Annotated in this window: 13 protein-coding genes and 1 riboswitch; of the genes, 4 read left to right on the top strand and 9 right to left on the bottom strand. The window is 68.7% G+C overall.

Annotation, left to right across the window (positions count from 1 at the left end; all coding sequences use genetic code 11):
* Positions 1-17: 17 nt before the first annotated feature.
* The 9 genes from ACFYYH_RS04065 to ACFYYH_RS04025 form a co-directional block, all read right to left on the bottom strand.
* A complete protein-coding gene (locus tag ACFYYH_RS04065) occupies positions 18-866 on the bottom strand; it encodes a helix-turn-helix domain-containing protein (protein WP_388545596.1) in 849 nt (282 codons plus the stop codon).
* Positions 867-892: 26 nt separating this feature from the next.
* Positions 893-1414: a DUF6879 family protein gene (locus tag ACFYYH_RS04060; protein ID WP_388545594.1), complete on the bottom strand. Its 522-nt coding sequence runs from the start codon at positions 1412-1414 to the stop codon at positions 893-895.
* Positions 1386-1646: a hypothetical protein gene (locus tag ACFYYH_RS04055; protein WP_388545592.1), complete on the bottom strand. Its 261-nt coding sequence runs from the start codon at positions 1644-1646 to the stop codon at positions 1386-1388. Before ACFYYH_RS04055 ends, ACFYYH_RS04060 begins: the two co-directional genes overlap by 29 nt.
* A gap of 126 nt (positions 1647-1772) precedes the next feature.
* Entirely contained in the window at positions 1773-2297 is a 525-nt protein-coding gene (locus ACFYYH_RS04050) for a GNAT family N-acetyltransferase (RefSeq protein WP_388545589.1), read from the bottom strand.
* A gap of 162 nt (positions 2298-2459) precedes the next feature.
* Positions 2460-3509 (bottom strand): ribonucleotide-diphosphate reductase subunit beta, encoded by a 1050-nt coding sequence (locus ACFYYH_RS04045; protein WP_388545586.1) that lies wholly within the window; start codon positions 3507-3509, stop codon positions 2460-2462.
* Entirely contained in the window at positions 3509-5938 is a 2430-nt protein-coding gene (locus ACFYYH_RS04040; RefSeq protein WP_388545583.1) for a ribonucleoside-diphosphate reductase subunit alpha, read from the bottom strand. The genes ACFYYH_RS04045 and ACFYYH_RS04040 overlap by 1 nt, the downstream gene beginning before the upstream one ends.
* A gap of 143 nt (positions 5939-6081) precedes the next feature.
* Positions 6082-6224, bottom strand: a riboswitch (cobalamin riboswitch).
* Between the two features lie 214 nt (positions 6225-6438).
* Complete coding sequence (gene mctP / locus ACFYYH_RS04035; RefSeq protein WP_388545580.1) at positions 6439-8070, bottom strand: monocarboxylate uptake permease MctP; 1632 nt, start codon at positions 8068-8070, stop codon at positions 6439-6441.
* Positions 8067-8336 carry a DUF3311 domain-containing protein gene (locus ACFYYH_RS04030; protein ID WP_388545578.1) on the bottom strand — a complete coding sequence of 90 codons (270 nt, stop codon included), beginning with the start codon at positions 8334-8336 and terminating at the stop codon, positions 8067-8069. The genes mctP and ACFYYH_RS04030 overlap by 4 nt, the downstream gene beginning before the upstream one ends.
* A 264-nt stretch (positions 8337-8600) precedes the next feature.
* A complete protein-coding gene (locus tag ACFYYH_RS04025) occupies positions 8601-9371 on the bottom strand; it encodes a GntR family transcriptional regulator (RefSeq protein ID WP_388546318.1) in 771 nt (256 codons plus the stop codon).
* Between the two features lie 289 nt (positions 9372-9660).
* Between ACFYYH_RS04025 and ACFYYH_RS04020 the strand changes: the two genes are divergently transcribed.
* The 4 genes from ACFYYH_RS04020 (at position 9661) to ACFYYH_RS04005 (ending at position 14578) form a co-directional block, all read left to right on the top strand.
* Entirely contained in the window at positions 9661-10959 is a 1299-nt protein-coding gene (locus ACFYYH_RS04020) for a sugar ABC transporter substrate-binding protein (RefSeq protein ID WP_388545576.1), read from the top strand.
* 196 nt (positions 10960-11155) lie between these two features.
* Entirely contained in the window at positions 11156-12151 is a 996-nt protein-coding gene (locus ACFYYH_RS04015) for a carbohydrate ABC transporter permease (protein WP_388545574.1), read from the top strand.
* Entirely contained in the window at positions 12148-13029 is an 882-nt protein-coding gene (locus ACFYYH_RS04010; RefSeq protein ID WP_388545572.1) for a carbohydrate ABC transporter permease, read from the top strand. The genes ACFYYH_RS04015 and ACFYYH_RS04010 overlap by 4 nt, the downstream gene beginning before the upstream one ends.
* Before the next feature lie 7 nt (positions 13030-13036).
* Positions 13037-14578 (top strand): glycoside hydrolase family 3 protein, encoded by a 1542-nt coding sequence (locus tag ACFYYH_RS04005; RefSeq protein ID WP_388545569.1) that lies wholly within the window; start codon positions 13037-13039, stop codon positions 14576-14578.
* Positions 14579-14624 lie beyond the last annotated feature (46 nt).

Raw genomic sequence — 14624 nt, 5'->3', positions numbered from 1 at the left:
AACACCTTGCGGATCGATCAGGCGAACGCGCTCATGGAGTCGGCGATGAGCGTCTGTGCCGGGGCGCCGAAGACGGCGGACTTGCTCAGCTCGGCGAACGCTCTGATGTAGTCGTGTGCCTCGCTCGGGGCGGTCACGTTGACCTCGGCCGACAGTGTCTCGACGCTCACCAGTCGGTCGTCGAAGAGATAGAACGCCTCCAGCGGCCACATCGTACGTTCGGCGGCGGCCGGAATGACCCCGAGGGAGAGCGAAGGCAGTGACAAGACCGACAGCAGGTGGCCGAGCTGCCCAGCCATCACCTCGGCGCTCCCCAGGCGGTGGCGCAGGACCGCTTCTTCAAGAAGGATCGCGAAGGTGTGCTGTCCCTGGTGCAGCACCCGTGCCCGTTCCATACGTGTGGAGACGGCCTCCGCGAGATCGTCGGGCGTGCCCTGGAATTCCGTGATCATTCTCATGAGGGCAGACGCATACGGTGGGGTCTGCAAGAGGCCCGGAACGACATTCGAGCAGTAGATCCGAAAGGCCCGAGTGCGCTCGTACAACGGCAGAAGCTCGGCCTGGGCCCGGCGCATCCCCGCGCGGTGCCGGCGCTTCCACTGGATGTACATCGACTCGGCGGTCCGCTTGGCCGCCACCAGGTCCGCGGCCTGCTCGGCGGCACCGCAAGCGGCGCACCAGGCCCGGATATCGGCGTCGGACGGAGCGGTTCTGGCGCTCTCGATCCGCGAGGACTTGGACTCGCTCCAGCCACACCGCACGCCGAGTTCACGCCCGGTGAGCTCGGCGTCCCGACGTAACTCGCTCAGACGCTCGGCCAGGGCTTTGCGTGCGGCTTGGGCCGTGGAGAGGGGAGAGACGGACATGAAGGCGCTACCAGGTCTCCTCCGGGTCAGACCGTGAATTCGGCGTGGGCAAGACCGCGTTCCCACACCGACTCGAATGAGGAGACACAGAACGTGACCACATTCGGGTCTTCGGTGAAGTCCGTACGGATCCACTGTCCCGGACCGTCGAAGATATTGAACTGGACCAGCCGCTCGTCAAAGACCCAGAAGTCATTGCCGGGGAGAGCGAGGTCCGAGGCTTGGTCTCTTGGCAGCCAGCGCACGCGTTCTCCGGCGTCGATGTTCATCTGCGTGCCCGCGTGCTCGTAGCGGATGTACTCGGACGCCTTCACCGACACGACCCGGGCGCGGCGGATGGCGACGCCCCGGGAGGTGGCCTTGTTCACGAGGTCGAGCCAGGATCGCCGGTCGGCGCGCTCGCGCCGCTCGCTCCACTCTCCGCGTCGGAACGCCGCGAAGTTGTCCGCCTCGTTGTCCACGCCGTACGAGTCCCGCAACTCCAGGTGGAGAGCGGAGCGTTGTACTCCCGCCATGATTTCAGCGAAGCTCTCCACGCTCTGCGACATCACATGCCTCCCTCAGTACTGGCACCATGCGAGCCGGAATCCGGATCACCGTCTCGTGCGTCGGAATCCCCGTCGCATGACCGGGGATCTCGAACTCGGCGCATTCCCGCTCGGTTCCCTCGTCGGCCCGCCAGCCCTGGATGACCAGGTCGGCGGTGTCCGGGTCGACCCAGGCGGTCGGCGAACCGTTGCCCCCGGTGTTGGGGTCGATCCCGATGAACCGTAATGCCATGGCGACCTCACTTCGCATGGGCGGAAGGCCACTGACGGTAGGAGATCTGGGAGGCTGCTCTCAACAGGCTTGCAGATGCTTGCAGATCCGAGGGATCGCCGCCGGGCCGGGGCCGGGCCGGTGGGGTCAGGTGTTTGTGAGGGGGGCGTCTTCGAGGTGCAGTGTGTAGGTGAGCAGGGGCAGCCCCGGGTACGGTTCCCAGTCCCGTTCGGGAGTTCGGACGAAGCCCAGGCGCTCGTAGATCCGATGGGCCTGGAGCATGACCGACTGGGTCGACAGGACGAGCCGTACGCAGCCCTCGGTGTGCTGGGCGCGTGTCACACAGGCGCGTACGAGCGCCTCGCCGACGCCCCTGCCCCGGGCCGCGGGGTCGACGGCGAGCATGCGGAACTCGGTCTCGCCCTCCCGCGCGATATCCGCCCACGGACCGCCGGCCGGGACGTAGGTGACCCCGCCCAGCACCGTCCCGTCGGGGTCCACGGCGGCCAGCACCACCGCCTCGGCCGCCCGGCGGGCCACATCGCGCAGTGTGGTCAGATACGGGTCGTCCGCACCGAAGTCCAGCAGGCCGTCACCCAGATACGCCTGCGCGGTGATCTCCCCGAGCCGCGCGTACTCCCCGGGCTCGGCCTCCCTGATCGTGAAGTCCATGCACCGATTGTGCGGTACGGGAGTCAGACGCCTTTGTGGGGCTGCCCCGTCAGGCCCGGCCGGCCGCGTACGGGACGAAGGCGGCCCCTCGCCCGCCGGGGACTCGGAGGAGGGGGCCCTGGACGTTCTTCGCGTCGCATGCCCGGCCGGACCTCATCGTGGTCAGAAGTCGTCGTCGAAGCCGACCGTGCCCTCCACCGCGACCTGGTACGCCGACGGGCGGCGTTCGAAGAAGTTCGTCAGCTCCTGGACGCCCTGGAGCTCCATGAAGGAGAAGGGGTTCTCCGCCCCGTACACCGGGGCGAAGCCCAGGCGCTGGAGGCGCTGGTCGGCGACGCACCGGAGGTACTCGCGCATGGACTCGGTGTTCATACCCGGCAGGCCCTCGCCGCACAGGTCGCGGCCGAACTGGAGCTCCGCCTCGACGGCCTCCTTCAGCATGTCCGTGACCTGCCGTTCCAGGTCCTCGTCGAACAGCTCGGGCTCCTCCTTGCGTACCGTGTCCACGACCTCGAAGGCGAAGTTCATATGCATCGTCTCGTCCCGGAACACCCAGTTGGTGCCGGTGGCCAGACCGTGCAGCAGGCCCCGGGAGCGGAACCAGTAGACATAGGCGAATGCCCCGTAGAAGAACAGCCCCTCGATACAGGCCGCGAAGCAGATCAGGTTGAGCAGGAAGCGCCGGCGGTCCGAGCGTGACTCCAGCCGGTCGATCGTCTCGACCGAGTCCATCCACCGGAAGCAGAACTGCGCCTTCTCGCGGATCGACGGGATGTTCTCCACCGCCGCGAAGGCCGCCGTGCGGTCCTCCGGGTCGGGGAGATAGGTGTCGAGCAGCGTCAGATAGAACTGGACGTGCACGGCCTCCTCGAAGAGCTGGCGGGAGAGATACAGCCGCGCCTCGGGGGAGTTGATGTGCCGGTAGAGCGTCAGCACCAGGTTGTTCGCCACGATCGAGTCGCCCGTCGCGAAGAACGCGACCAGCCGGCCGATCATGTGCTGTTCGGCGGGGGAGAGCTTGGCGAGGTCGGCGACGTCGGAGTGCAGATCGACCTCCTCCACCGTCCAGGTGTTCTTGATCGCGTCCCGGTAGCGCTCGTAGAAGTCCGGGTAGCGCATCGGGCGCAGCGTCAGCTCGAAGCCCGGGTCCAGCAGGTTCTTCGTCGTCGCACTGGTCCGGTCGTCGGTACGGCCGGTGGTGTGAGTGGTCATTACTGGCATGCCTCGCAGGACTCGGGGTTCTCCAGGGAGCAGGCCACGGCTTCCTCCGCCGTGGGGGCCATGGCCGCGGTGGCCGCCGAAGTGGCCGTGGCGGCCGTCGGCGCGGTCGCCTGAGCGGGTACGACCGCGCGGGCCGCCCCCGCCGCCCGCGCGATCCGTGTCGCCGGGCGCGAGCGCAGGTAGTACGTGGTTTTGAGGCCCTTCTTCCAGGCGTACGCGTACATCGAGCTGAGCTTCCCGATGGTCGGCGTCTCCAGGAACAGGTTCAGCGACTGGCTCTGGTCCAGGAACGGCGTACGGGCCGCCGCCATGTCGATCAGTCCGCGCTGCGGGATCTCCCACGCCGTGCGGTACAGATCGCGCAGCTCCGCCGGGATCCAGGTGAAGCCCGCCACCGAGCCGTTGGACTCGCGCAGCGCCTCGCGCGAGTGCGCGTCCCAGACGCCCAGCCGCTTCAGGTCCGCCACCAGATACGAGTTGACCTGGAGGAACTCGCCCGAGAGCGTCTCGCGCTTGAAGAGGTTGGAGACCTGCGGCTCGATGCACTCGTACACACCGGCGATCGAGGCGATGGTCGCCGTCGGGGCGATCGCCAGGAGCAGTGAGTTGCGCATCCCGGTCGAGGCGACCCGGGCGCGCAGTGCCGCCCAGCGCTCCGGCCAGGTCAGGTCCACGTCGTAGTGGTCCGGGTGCAGTACCCCCCGGGCCGCGCGGGTCCGGGACCAGGCGGGCAGGGGGCCGTCGCGCTCGGCCAGGTCGCAGGACGCCTCGTACGCGGCGAGCATGATCCGCTCGGCGATCCGGGTGGAGAGCGCGGCGGCCTCGGGGGAGTCGAAGGGCAGCCGCTTCTTGAAGAAGACGTCCTGGAGACCCATCGCGCCCAGGCCCACCGGGCGCCACTTCGCGTTGGAGTTCCCGGCCTGCTCGGTCGGGTAGAAGTTGATGTCCACGACCCGGTCGAGGAAGGTCACGGCCGTACGGACGGTCTCGTCGAGCCGCTCCCAGTCGATCTCGCCCGACTCCAGCACGAACGCGCCGAGGTTGACCGAGCCGAGGTTGCAGACGGCCGTCTCGCCGTCGTCGGTGACCTCCAGGATCTCCGTGCAGAGATTGGAGGAGTGGACGACGCTGCCGGGCTCGGCGGTCTGGTTGGCCGTACGGTTCGAGGCGTCCTTGAAGGTCATCCAGCCGTTGCCGGTCTGCGCGAGGGTGCGCATCATCCTGCTGTACAGCTCCCGGGCCGGGAGGGTTCTGCGGGCCAGGCCCGCCGCCTCCGCCGCGCGGTACGCCGCGTCGAACTCGTCACCCCACAGATCGACCAGCTCCGGCACGTCGACGGGGGAGAAGAGCGACCACCCGCCGTCGGACTCGACGCGGCGCATGAACTCGTCGGGGATCCAGTGCGCGAGATTCAGGTTGTGGGTGCGCCGCGCGTCCTCGCCGGTGTTGTCCCGCAGCTCCAGGAACTCCTCCAGGTCCGCGTGCCAGGTCTCCAGATAGACACAGGCGGCGCCCTTGCGCCGGCCGCCCTGGTTGACGGCGGCGACCGAGGAGTCGAGGGTGCGCAGGAAGGGGACGATGCCGTTGGAGTGCCCGTTGGTGCCGCGGATCAGTGAACCGCGCGAGCGGATGCGGGAGTACGAGAGGCCGATGCCGCCCGCGTGCTTGGAGAGCCTGGCCACCTGGTGGTACCGGTCGTAGATGGAGTCCAGCTCGTCGAGCGGGGAGTCAAGCAGATAGCAGGAGGACATCTGGGGGTGGCGCGTACCGGAGTTGAAGAGCGTCGGCGAGGACGGCAGATAGTCCAGCCGGCTCATCAGCCGGTACAGCGCGGCGACCTCCTCCAGCGCGCGCACGCTCTCGTCCTCGGCGAGGCCGGACGCCACGCGCAGCAGGAAGTGCTGCGGGGTCTCGGTCACCTGACGGGTCAGCGGGTGACGGAGCAGATAGCGGCTGTGGAGCGTACGCAGTCCGAAGTAGCCGAAGCGGTCGTCGGCGGCCGGGTCGACCAGTTGGTCGAGGCGCGCGGCGTGCCGGGTGACGAAGGCGGCCGTACGGTCGGCGATCAGGCCCTCGCGGTGGCCGGTCGCGACCGACGCGGAGAACGACACCGCGCCCTGGCCCGCGGCCTCGTCGGCGATGGCGCGGGTGAGCAGCCGGGCGGCGAGCCGGGAGTAGGCGGGGTCCTCAGCGATCAGCCCGGCCGCCGCCTCGGTGGCGAGCCCGCGCAGTTCGGCCTCGTCCGACGCGGCGTTACGGCCCCGCAGCGCGGCGGCGGCGACCCTGCCGGGGTCGGTGTCGGGCAGATCGGCGGTCAGCTCCGTCAGGGTCCGCAGCAGCGCGGTCCCGGGGCCGTCCACCGCCGCTGCCGGGGCCTGCTTCAGGTCCGCGGAGGCCGGATCGGCTGGCGCGATGGTCACGTGGTGCTCTCCCTCGCTCGGCTCCGGACCGTCGCGAGGGGCAGGGCGGCGCGCACAGCCGTACGGCCCCTCCCGGGGCAGCGCGGAGTGCGGCGTCCACCGGCCCAACCGCGAGGCCCGGACGTCTCGGCGCCCGGATCGGTCGAACCGGACGCACCGTCGGCAGGTGTTCGGACTCGCGGGCATGACAAAGCACACCACAGCACACCGTTGCGGGACAGTTCCGGATTCCCACCGGATTCCCCTGCGTCGACAGCGAGGTCGAGCATACATCTGGGGTGCGGGCCCCGTGCCACCCCCCAGATGTTGTGTCGTGTGCGGTCTGCCCCGGGGTGCCGGACTCATCCGCCACGGGCCCGGGGACAACGCGGAACGGGTCCGCCATGGGCGCGGGGGCAACGCGGAACGGGTCCGTCACGGGCGCGGGGGCAACGGGGAACGGGCCGCCGCGGCCCCCTCATGCGGGGTCGCGGCGGCCCGTTCACGGCCGTACGGGAGGTTCAGCGCACGGGCTCGCCCGAGGTGGCCGCGGGAAGCTCGGTCCGGACGCCCGGGTCGCCCGCGTCCGCCGTGTAGTCGGACGGCGAGGTCTCGTCGATGCCCTCGGGGGCCTTGAGCGCCCGCATGACGAAGGTCAGCACCACCGTCACCACCACGTTCAGCACGAACGCGGTGAGGCCGATGTAGCCGATCTCCCCGATCCCCGGGATCTCCGCCGAGGAGCCGCCGAAGTGCTTCTGGGTGGGGCTCGCGACACCGTACGCCGCGGCCGTGCCGTACAGCATGCCGACGCCCCAGCCGACGAGCAGCGCCCAGCGGTGGAACCAGCGGGTGAACAGACCGCCGACCAGGGCCGGCATCGTCTGGAGGATCCAGATCCCGCCCAGGAGCTGGAAGTTGATCGCCACCGTCTTGTCCATGGAGAGGACGAAGACCAGCGCGCCGACCTTCACCAGCAGCGAGACGATCTTCGAGACCTTGGTCTCCTGGGCCGGTGTCGCGTCCGGCTTGATGAAGTCCTTGTAGATATTGCGGGTGAAGAGATTGGCGGCGGCGATCGACATGATCGCGGCCGGCACCAGCGCGCCGATACCGATGGCCGCGAAGGCCACTCCGGCGAACCAGTCGGGGAACATGGTCTCGAAGAGCTGCGGGATCGCGAGCTGTCCGTTCTCCACCTTGATCCCGGCGGCGATGGCCATGAAGCCGAGCAGCGCCAGCAGACCCAGCATCAGTGAGTACAGCGGCAGGATCGTGGTGTTGCGGCGGATCACGTCGCGGCTCCTGCTGGAGAGCGTCGCCGTGATGGAGTGCGGATACATGAAGAGCGCGAGCGCGGAGCCGAGCGCCAGCGTGGCATAGCCCCACTGCCCGGCGTCGCCCGGCACGAGCGCCCCGCGCGGCTGGCCGGTCGCCGGGTTGGGCTCCGCGAACGCCTCGCCCGCCTTGGCGAAGATGTCGTCGAAGCCGCCCAGTTTGATCGGGATGTAGATGATCGCCACGGCGATCACCAGATAGATCAGGGTGTCCTTGACGAAGGCGATCAGCGCGGGCGCGCGCAGTCCGGAGGAGTAGGTGTACGCGGCGAGCACACCGAAGGCGATGAGCAGCGGAAGGTCCTTGATGAACCAGTTGGTGTTCTCACCGCCGCCGAGGCCCATCACATCCAGCACCGCCTGGATGCCGACGAGCTGGAGCGCGATGTACGGCATCGTGGCGAGGATGCCGGTGAGGGCGACCGCCAGCGAGAGCCCCTTCGAGCCGAACCGCCCCCGGACGAAGTCCGAGGTGGTGACGTACCCGTGCTTGTGCGACACCGACCACAGCCGCGGCAGGAAGGTGAAGATCAGCGGGTAGACGAGAATGGTGTACGGCACGGCGAAGAAGCCGGCCGCGCCGGCCGCGTAGATCGCCGCCGGGACGGCCACGAAGGTGTACGCCGTGTAGAGGTCGCCGCCGAGCAGGAACCAGGTGACCCAGGTGCCGAACGACCGGCCCCCCAGCCCCCATTCGTCGAGGCTGTTCTCGTTCTCGGCCTTGCGCCAGCGCGTGGCCAGGAACCCCATGACCGTGACGGCCAGGAAGAAGAAGATGAAGACGGTGAGCGCGACACCGTTCACGCCGTCGTTCATCGCGACGCACCTGCCCTGCGGGCGCGCTGGTCACGCTGCCAGAGCTGGTAGGCGACCATGGTCAGCGCGGTCGAGACCATCACCCAGGCCATCTGGTACCAGTAGAAGAACGGGATGCCGATGAAGGTGGGATCGGTCTTCGCGTAGGAGCTGACCCAGAGCAGCGCCACGAAGGGCGCGAGGAGACAGAGCGCGATCACCACGCGCGCGGGCGTGACCGTCGGGGGTCGCGTCGTGGGTGGTTTCTCTTCCGGAACTTCTGACACAGCGGATCTGTCCCCTCACTGATCGCCATTGATTAACGCGCAGGAAATCTAGTGCAAGGGCGTCGGCAGGGGGTAGGTCCGGATGTGAAGGACTGGGAGGCGAACGCGAAGGAACCGGGCCCCGGGGCCCGGTTCCTGACCGTACGTCCGATCTTTCCGTACGCTCGCTCCCGCGCCGCCCGCGGCGGTCCGGGGTCGGCGGCCCGAGGCCGGCGGGCCGAGCGAGCAGGCCGGCGTCAGCACGCCGGGGCCGGCGGTTCGGCGTCAGCGCGCCGGGCGCTTGAGCCGGGCCACGAACTTGTAGCGGTCGCCCCGGTAGACCGAGCGCACCCACTCCACCGGCTCGCCCGCGGCGTCCAGCGAGTGCCGCGAGAGCATCAGCATCGGCAGCCCGACGTCCGTGCCGAGCAGCCCGGCCTCACGCGGGGTGGCCAGGGAGGTCTCGATGGTCTCCTCGGCCTCGGCGAGATGGACGTCGTACACCTCGGCCAACGCCGTGTAGAGGGAGGTGTACTTGACGAGCGAGCGGCGCAGGGCGGGAAAGCGCTTCGCCGAGAGATGCGTGGTCTCGATGGCCATCGGCTCCCCGCTCGCCAGCCGCAGCCGCTCGATGCGCAGGACGCGCCCGCCCGCGGTGATGTCGAGCAGCCCGGCCAGCGTGTCATCGGCGGTGACATAGCCGATGTCCAGGAGCTGGGACGTCGGTTCCAGCCCCTGGGCCCGCATGTCCTCGGTGTACGAGGTGAGCTGGAGTGCCTGGGAGACCTTGGGCTTGGCGACGAAGGTGCCCTTGCCCTGGATCCGTTCGAGCCGGCCCTCGACGACCAGTTCCTGGAGCGCCTGGCGCACGGTGGTCCGTGAGGTGTCGAACTCGGCCGCGAGTGTACGCTCCGGAGGAACCGGGGTACCGGGCGGAAGAGTTTCCGTCATATCGAGCAAGTGCCGCTTCAGACGGTAATACTTAGGCACGCGTGCCGTGCGGATGGGAGCTCCGGTCTCGGTCTCTGTGGTGCTCCCGCCCCCGTCCGTGGCCATGGCCTGCCTTCCCGACTCCTGCGCTGCTGCCGTCACCGGCTCCTCCGTCTGTCGCGGCTCACATGGTGGCACGGGCCGGCCACGGGTCGTCGCCCTCCCTCAGGTGTCGGTCCGATAACGGACACGACTGCCCTTCTTATACACCCTTGACACCCCTAAAGGTCTAGGCCAAGCTCCCCGTACTGGTCTAAACCATTAAAGACCAGGTCCCAGCCCCAGCAGTACTCGTCGTAAGTCTTCGCGGTCTTCGCGGTGGGCAGGGGTTGCAGGCATCCCTGAGGAGGGTGGCGTGAAGCGCAAGCTCATCGCGACGGTCGGCGTCGCGGGCATGATGGTCGGTATTGCCGCGTGTGGCTCGGACGACAGCACGGCGTCGAAGGATCCCAAGGACCGTAAGGAGACGCTGACCGTCTGGCTCATGTCGGACGCGCAGAGCACCTGGCCGGAACTGGTCAAGGACGTCAACGACCAGTTCAAGGCCAAGTACCCGAATGTCACGGTCAAGGTCCAGTACCAGCAGTGGGCGGACAAGGCCAAGAAGCTCGACGCGGCGCTCGCCGGCGACAAGTTCCCCGATGTCGTCGAGCTGGGCAACACCGAGACGATGACGTACATCCTCAACGGCGCTCTCGGTGAGATCGACCCCAAGAAGTACGAGAACTCGGACACCTGGATCAAGGGTCTGAAGGACACCTGCTCGTTCGAGGGCAAGCAGTACTGCGTGCCCTACTACGCGGGTGCCCGTGTGGCGATCTACAACAAGGACATGTTCAAGGCCGCCACCGGCTCGGACGTGCTGCCCGCCACCGAGGACGAGCTGACCGCGGCCCTCGGCAAGGTCGGCGCCAAGTACGGCAAGGACAAGGCGTTCTCGCCGCTCTACCTGCCGGGCCGCTACTGGTACGCGGCGATGTCCTACGTCGCGGCGTACGGCGGCAAGATAGCCACCTACGACGAGGGCGCGAAGGAGTGGAAGTCCAGCCTCTCCTCCCCCGAGGCGCAGAAGGGCATCCAGCACTTCGTCGACCTGGTGAACAAGTACAACCACGGCGACAAGACCAAGGACGAGGCGGACCACGCCAACGTCATGGCCAACGAGAAGACCGCGCTCCTCTACGGCAACGGCTGGGAGGCCGGCAGCGTCGTCGACTCGGCCGCCAACGGCAACCCGAAGCTGAAGGACAAGATCGGTACGGCCGGTATGCCCGGCCCCGAGGGCAAGACCCTGCCGTCCTTCATCGGCGGTTCCGACCTCGCCACCATCTCCAAGTCCGGGGTCCAGGACCTCGGTGAGGAGTGGATCGCCGCCTTCACCAGCGCCAAGTCGCAGGACGTCCTCGTCTCCAAGAACATCCTGCCGAACAACACCAAGCAGCTCGAGCCGCTGAAGGCGAAGCCGGAGACCGCGCCGATCGCCAACGCCGTCCCCGACGCGTGGTTCACCCCGATCGCCCCGGGCTGGACGGCCATCGAGAAGAAGGAAACGCTCGAGGTCATGCTGCTCGACATCATCAAGGGCAAGTCGGTAGCGGAGGCCACCAAGGCGGCCGACGCGGAGATCGACCAGTTGATCAACGAAGAGTCCTGATCCCGGACTCCCCGAGTCCGAACTCCCCGGGATCCCGGCTCTGTTGAGACTCAGTTGATCGCCCGGGTGCTGTCCGGCCGGTCCGCGTGGACCAGCCCGCGAAGACCGAAGGACAGTACCCGCGGGGGGTGGGGGGCCCGAAAGGGTCCGCCACCCCCCGCCCTCCGGTACCAGGTCCGAACGGAAGGCAAGCACAGTGAGTGCCGCCGACATGAAAGCAGCCGATCCGCCGGTATCCGTAGCGCGGGTCCCCGAAGGCCCCGGCCCTCAGCCGCCTCAGCGCGCACCGCGCAGACCGCGCAAGGCGGGCGCGCTGCTGCCGTACCTTCTGATAGCACCCGCGTTCGTCGCGATCGCCGCCGTCTTCGCCTGGCCGCTGGTGAAGACGGTCATCATGTCCTTCCAGGATGTCGGCCGGCGTGAACTGTGGACCGGGGACGCCGCTCCCTGGGTGGGCTTCGACCAGTTCACCAATATCCTCGGCGAGGGTGAGTTCTGGGCCGTCGTCTGGCGGACCATCATCTTCATGGTCGTCTGTGTGGTGGCGACCATGGTCGTCGGACTCGGCATCGCCATGGTGATGCAGCGCATGGACACCTGGGTACGGCTGCTGCTCACCGCCGCGCTGATCGCCGCCTGGTCGATGCCCCTGCTGGTGGCGACCTCCATCTTCCGCTGGTTCGCCGACTCCGACTACGGCGTGCTGAACATGGTGCTCACCAAGTACCTCGGAGTGGACGCCCAGGGCCACAACTGGTTCCTCGACCCCGTTCAGGGCTTCACCATCATCGGCGCGGTCGTCGTCTGGGGCGCCATCCCCTTCGTCGCCGTCACGCTCTACGCGGCACTCACCCAGGTCCCCCGGGAACTGGAGGAGGCGGCGTCCCTCGACGGAGCGGGTGTGGCGGGAGTCTTCCGCTATGTCACCTGGCCGGTGATCAAGCCCGTCTTCCAGATGGTGGCCACCCTGTCCGTCCTGTGGGACTTCAATGTCTTCGGCCAGATCTTCCTGATCCGCGGCAACAAGCCCGAGCCGGAGTACACGGTCCTCGGCATCTACTCGTTCGAGAAGGCCTTCGAGTCCAACTCGTTCAGCCAGGGCGCGGCCATCTCCCTCATCACGGTCCTGCTGCTCTCCGGTGTCGCCGTGTACTACCTGCGCCAGTTGCTCAAGATCGGAGAGGTCGAATGAGCGCCTCCACCTCCCAGGCCGGCTCCCGGGACCGCCAGCAGGTCCTGCGCCCGGACCGCAAGAAGAACCGCCTCGGCTACAACCTCGTCGGCCTGGTCGTCTTCGTCCTCATGGCCTTCCCGGTCTACTGGCTGATCATCAGCGCGCTGCGGCCCAACCATGAGATCCGCAGCTACGACCAGACCCTCTGGCCCTCCTCGATCACGTTCGACAACTTCCAGCGGGCGGTGAACCAGCCGAACTTCGGCACGGCCATCCAGTCCAGCCTGATCGTCTGCGGGGTCGCGGTCCTCGGCGGCATGCTGCTCGCCACCATCGCCGCCTTCGCCATCGGCCGGTTCCGGTTCCGCGGCCGCAAGTTCTTCATGATCGTGCTGCTGACCGTCCAGCTCCTGCCGCCCACCGCGATGCTGATCCCCATCTACATCCAGCTCAACGACCTGGGCGGGCTGAACGAGTACTGGGGCGTCATCGTCATCTATCTCGTCTCGACGCTGCCCTTCGCGACCTGGATGATCCGCGGCTTCGTCATCAACATCCCGCCGGAGCTGGAGGAGTCCGCGATGGTGGACGGGTGCAGCCGGATGGGTGCCTTCTGGCGGGTGACGTTCCCGCTGCTCGCCCCCGGTCTCGCCGCCGCGTCGATCTTCTCCCTGATCACCGCGTGGAACGAGTACCTGCTCGCCTATGTCGTCCTCCAGGACAACGACAAGTACACGCTCAACGTGTGGCTGATGAACTTCACCACCTCGCGTGGCATCGACTACGGAGCCCTGATGGCCGCCTCGACCCTGATCGCGATCCCGGTCGTGGCCTTCTTCCTCCTGGTCCAGAAGTACATGGCGACCGGGCTCACCTCCGGCGCAGTGAAGGGTTGATCCGCCGATGACCACGCTCGTAACCGGTACGGACACCCTCACCCGCGACGCCCTCGCCGTCCTCCAGCCCGGCTTCCTCGGCACCACGGCCCCGGACTGGCTGCTGCGGCGCATCGGCGAGGGCCTCACCTCCGTCGGTCTCTTCGGCCGCAACATCTCCTCGCCGGACCAGCTCGCCGCGCTCACCGCGCAGCTCCGGGGCGTCCGGGACGACGTCCTCGTCGCGATCGACGAGGAGGGCGGCGATGTCACCCGGCTGGAGGTCAGGCACGGCTCCTCCTTCCCGGGGAACCACGCCCTCGGCGCGGTGGACGACACCGGGCTGACCCGGGCCGTCGCCCAGGAGCTGGGCCGGCGGCTTGCCGAGTGCGGGGTCAACCTCAACTGGGCCCCCTCCGCGGACGTCAACTCCAACCGGGACAACCCGGTGATCGGGGTACGGTCCTTCGGCGCCGATCCGGCGCTGGTGGCCCGGCACACCGCCGCGTATGTCGAGGGACTCCAGAGCGCCGGGGTCGCCGCCTGCACCAAGCACTTCCCCGGCCATGGCGACACCGCCGTCGACTCGCACCACGCGCTGCCCCGTATCGACGTGGATCTCGACACAGTGCACGCCCGTGAGCTGCTGCCTTTCCGGGCGGCGATCGCGGCGGGTTCCAAATGCGTCATGAGCGCGCATATCCTGCTTCCCGCGCTCGACCCGAACCGCCCGGCGACCCTCAGCCCGCAGATCCTCACCGGACTGCTGCGCGAGGAGCTGGGCTTCGAGGGCCTGATCGTCACCGACGGCATGGAGATGCAGGCCATCGCCTCGACGTACGGGATCGAGCGCGGCTCCGTCCTCGCGATCGCCGCGGGCGCCGACGCCATCTGTGTCGGCGGCGGCCTGGCGGACGAGGGCACCGTACTGCGGCTGCGCGACGCCCTGGTCGCGGCGGTACGCAACGGTGATCTGCCCGAGGAGCGACTGGCCGACGCCGCCGCGCGGGTGCGCGGTCTCGCCGACTGGACGCGCCGGGTCAGGGGGGCCGGGGGGTCTTCGGAGCCGGGCGCGGATTCACAGGAGGGGACCGCGCCCGGCACCGCGATCGGTCTGGTGGCGGCCCGGCGCGCGCTGGAGGTGACGGGGACGCTGAAGCCGCTCGACGCCGCCCCGTATGTCGCCGCCTTCACCCCCGTCGCGAACATCGCCGTCGGGGACGAGACCCCGTGGGGTGTCGCGGCGGAGCTGGAGCGGCTGCTCCCCGGTACGGAGACGGGCTCCTACAGCGGGGCCGGTGCCGCGGGCACGGGGACGGACGAACTGCTCGCGCGGGTGCTCACGGAGGCCGGTGACCGTACGGTCGTCGCCGTCGTGCGCGATCTCCACCGGCATGTCTGGATGTCCGACGCCCTGGACGCCCTGCTCGCCGCCCGCCCCGGGACGGTCGTGGTGGAGATGGGTGTGAACGAGGCGGGGCCCAGGGGGACCCTCCATATCGCGACCCACGGCGCCGCCCGGGTCTGCGGCCAGGCCGCCGCAGAGGTGCTCGCCGGTCACAACGGCTGAGTCGCCGCCGGTGAGGACGTCCCGGCCGCGACGGAGGTGACGGTGC

This window comes from Streptomyces sp. NPDC002018 (genome assembly GCF_042890865.1).
In the GTDB taxonomy this organism is placed as follows: domain Bacteria; phylum Actinomycetota; class Actinomycetes; order Streptomycetales; family Streptomycetaceae; genus Streptomyces.
Note: the sequence above shows the minus strand (reverse complement) of the source record. Positions and strands in the feature narration are given on the sequence as shown.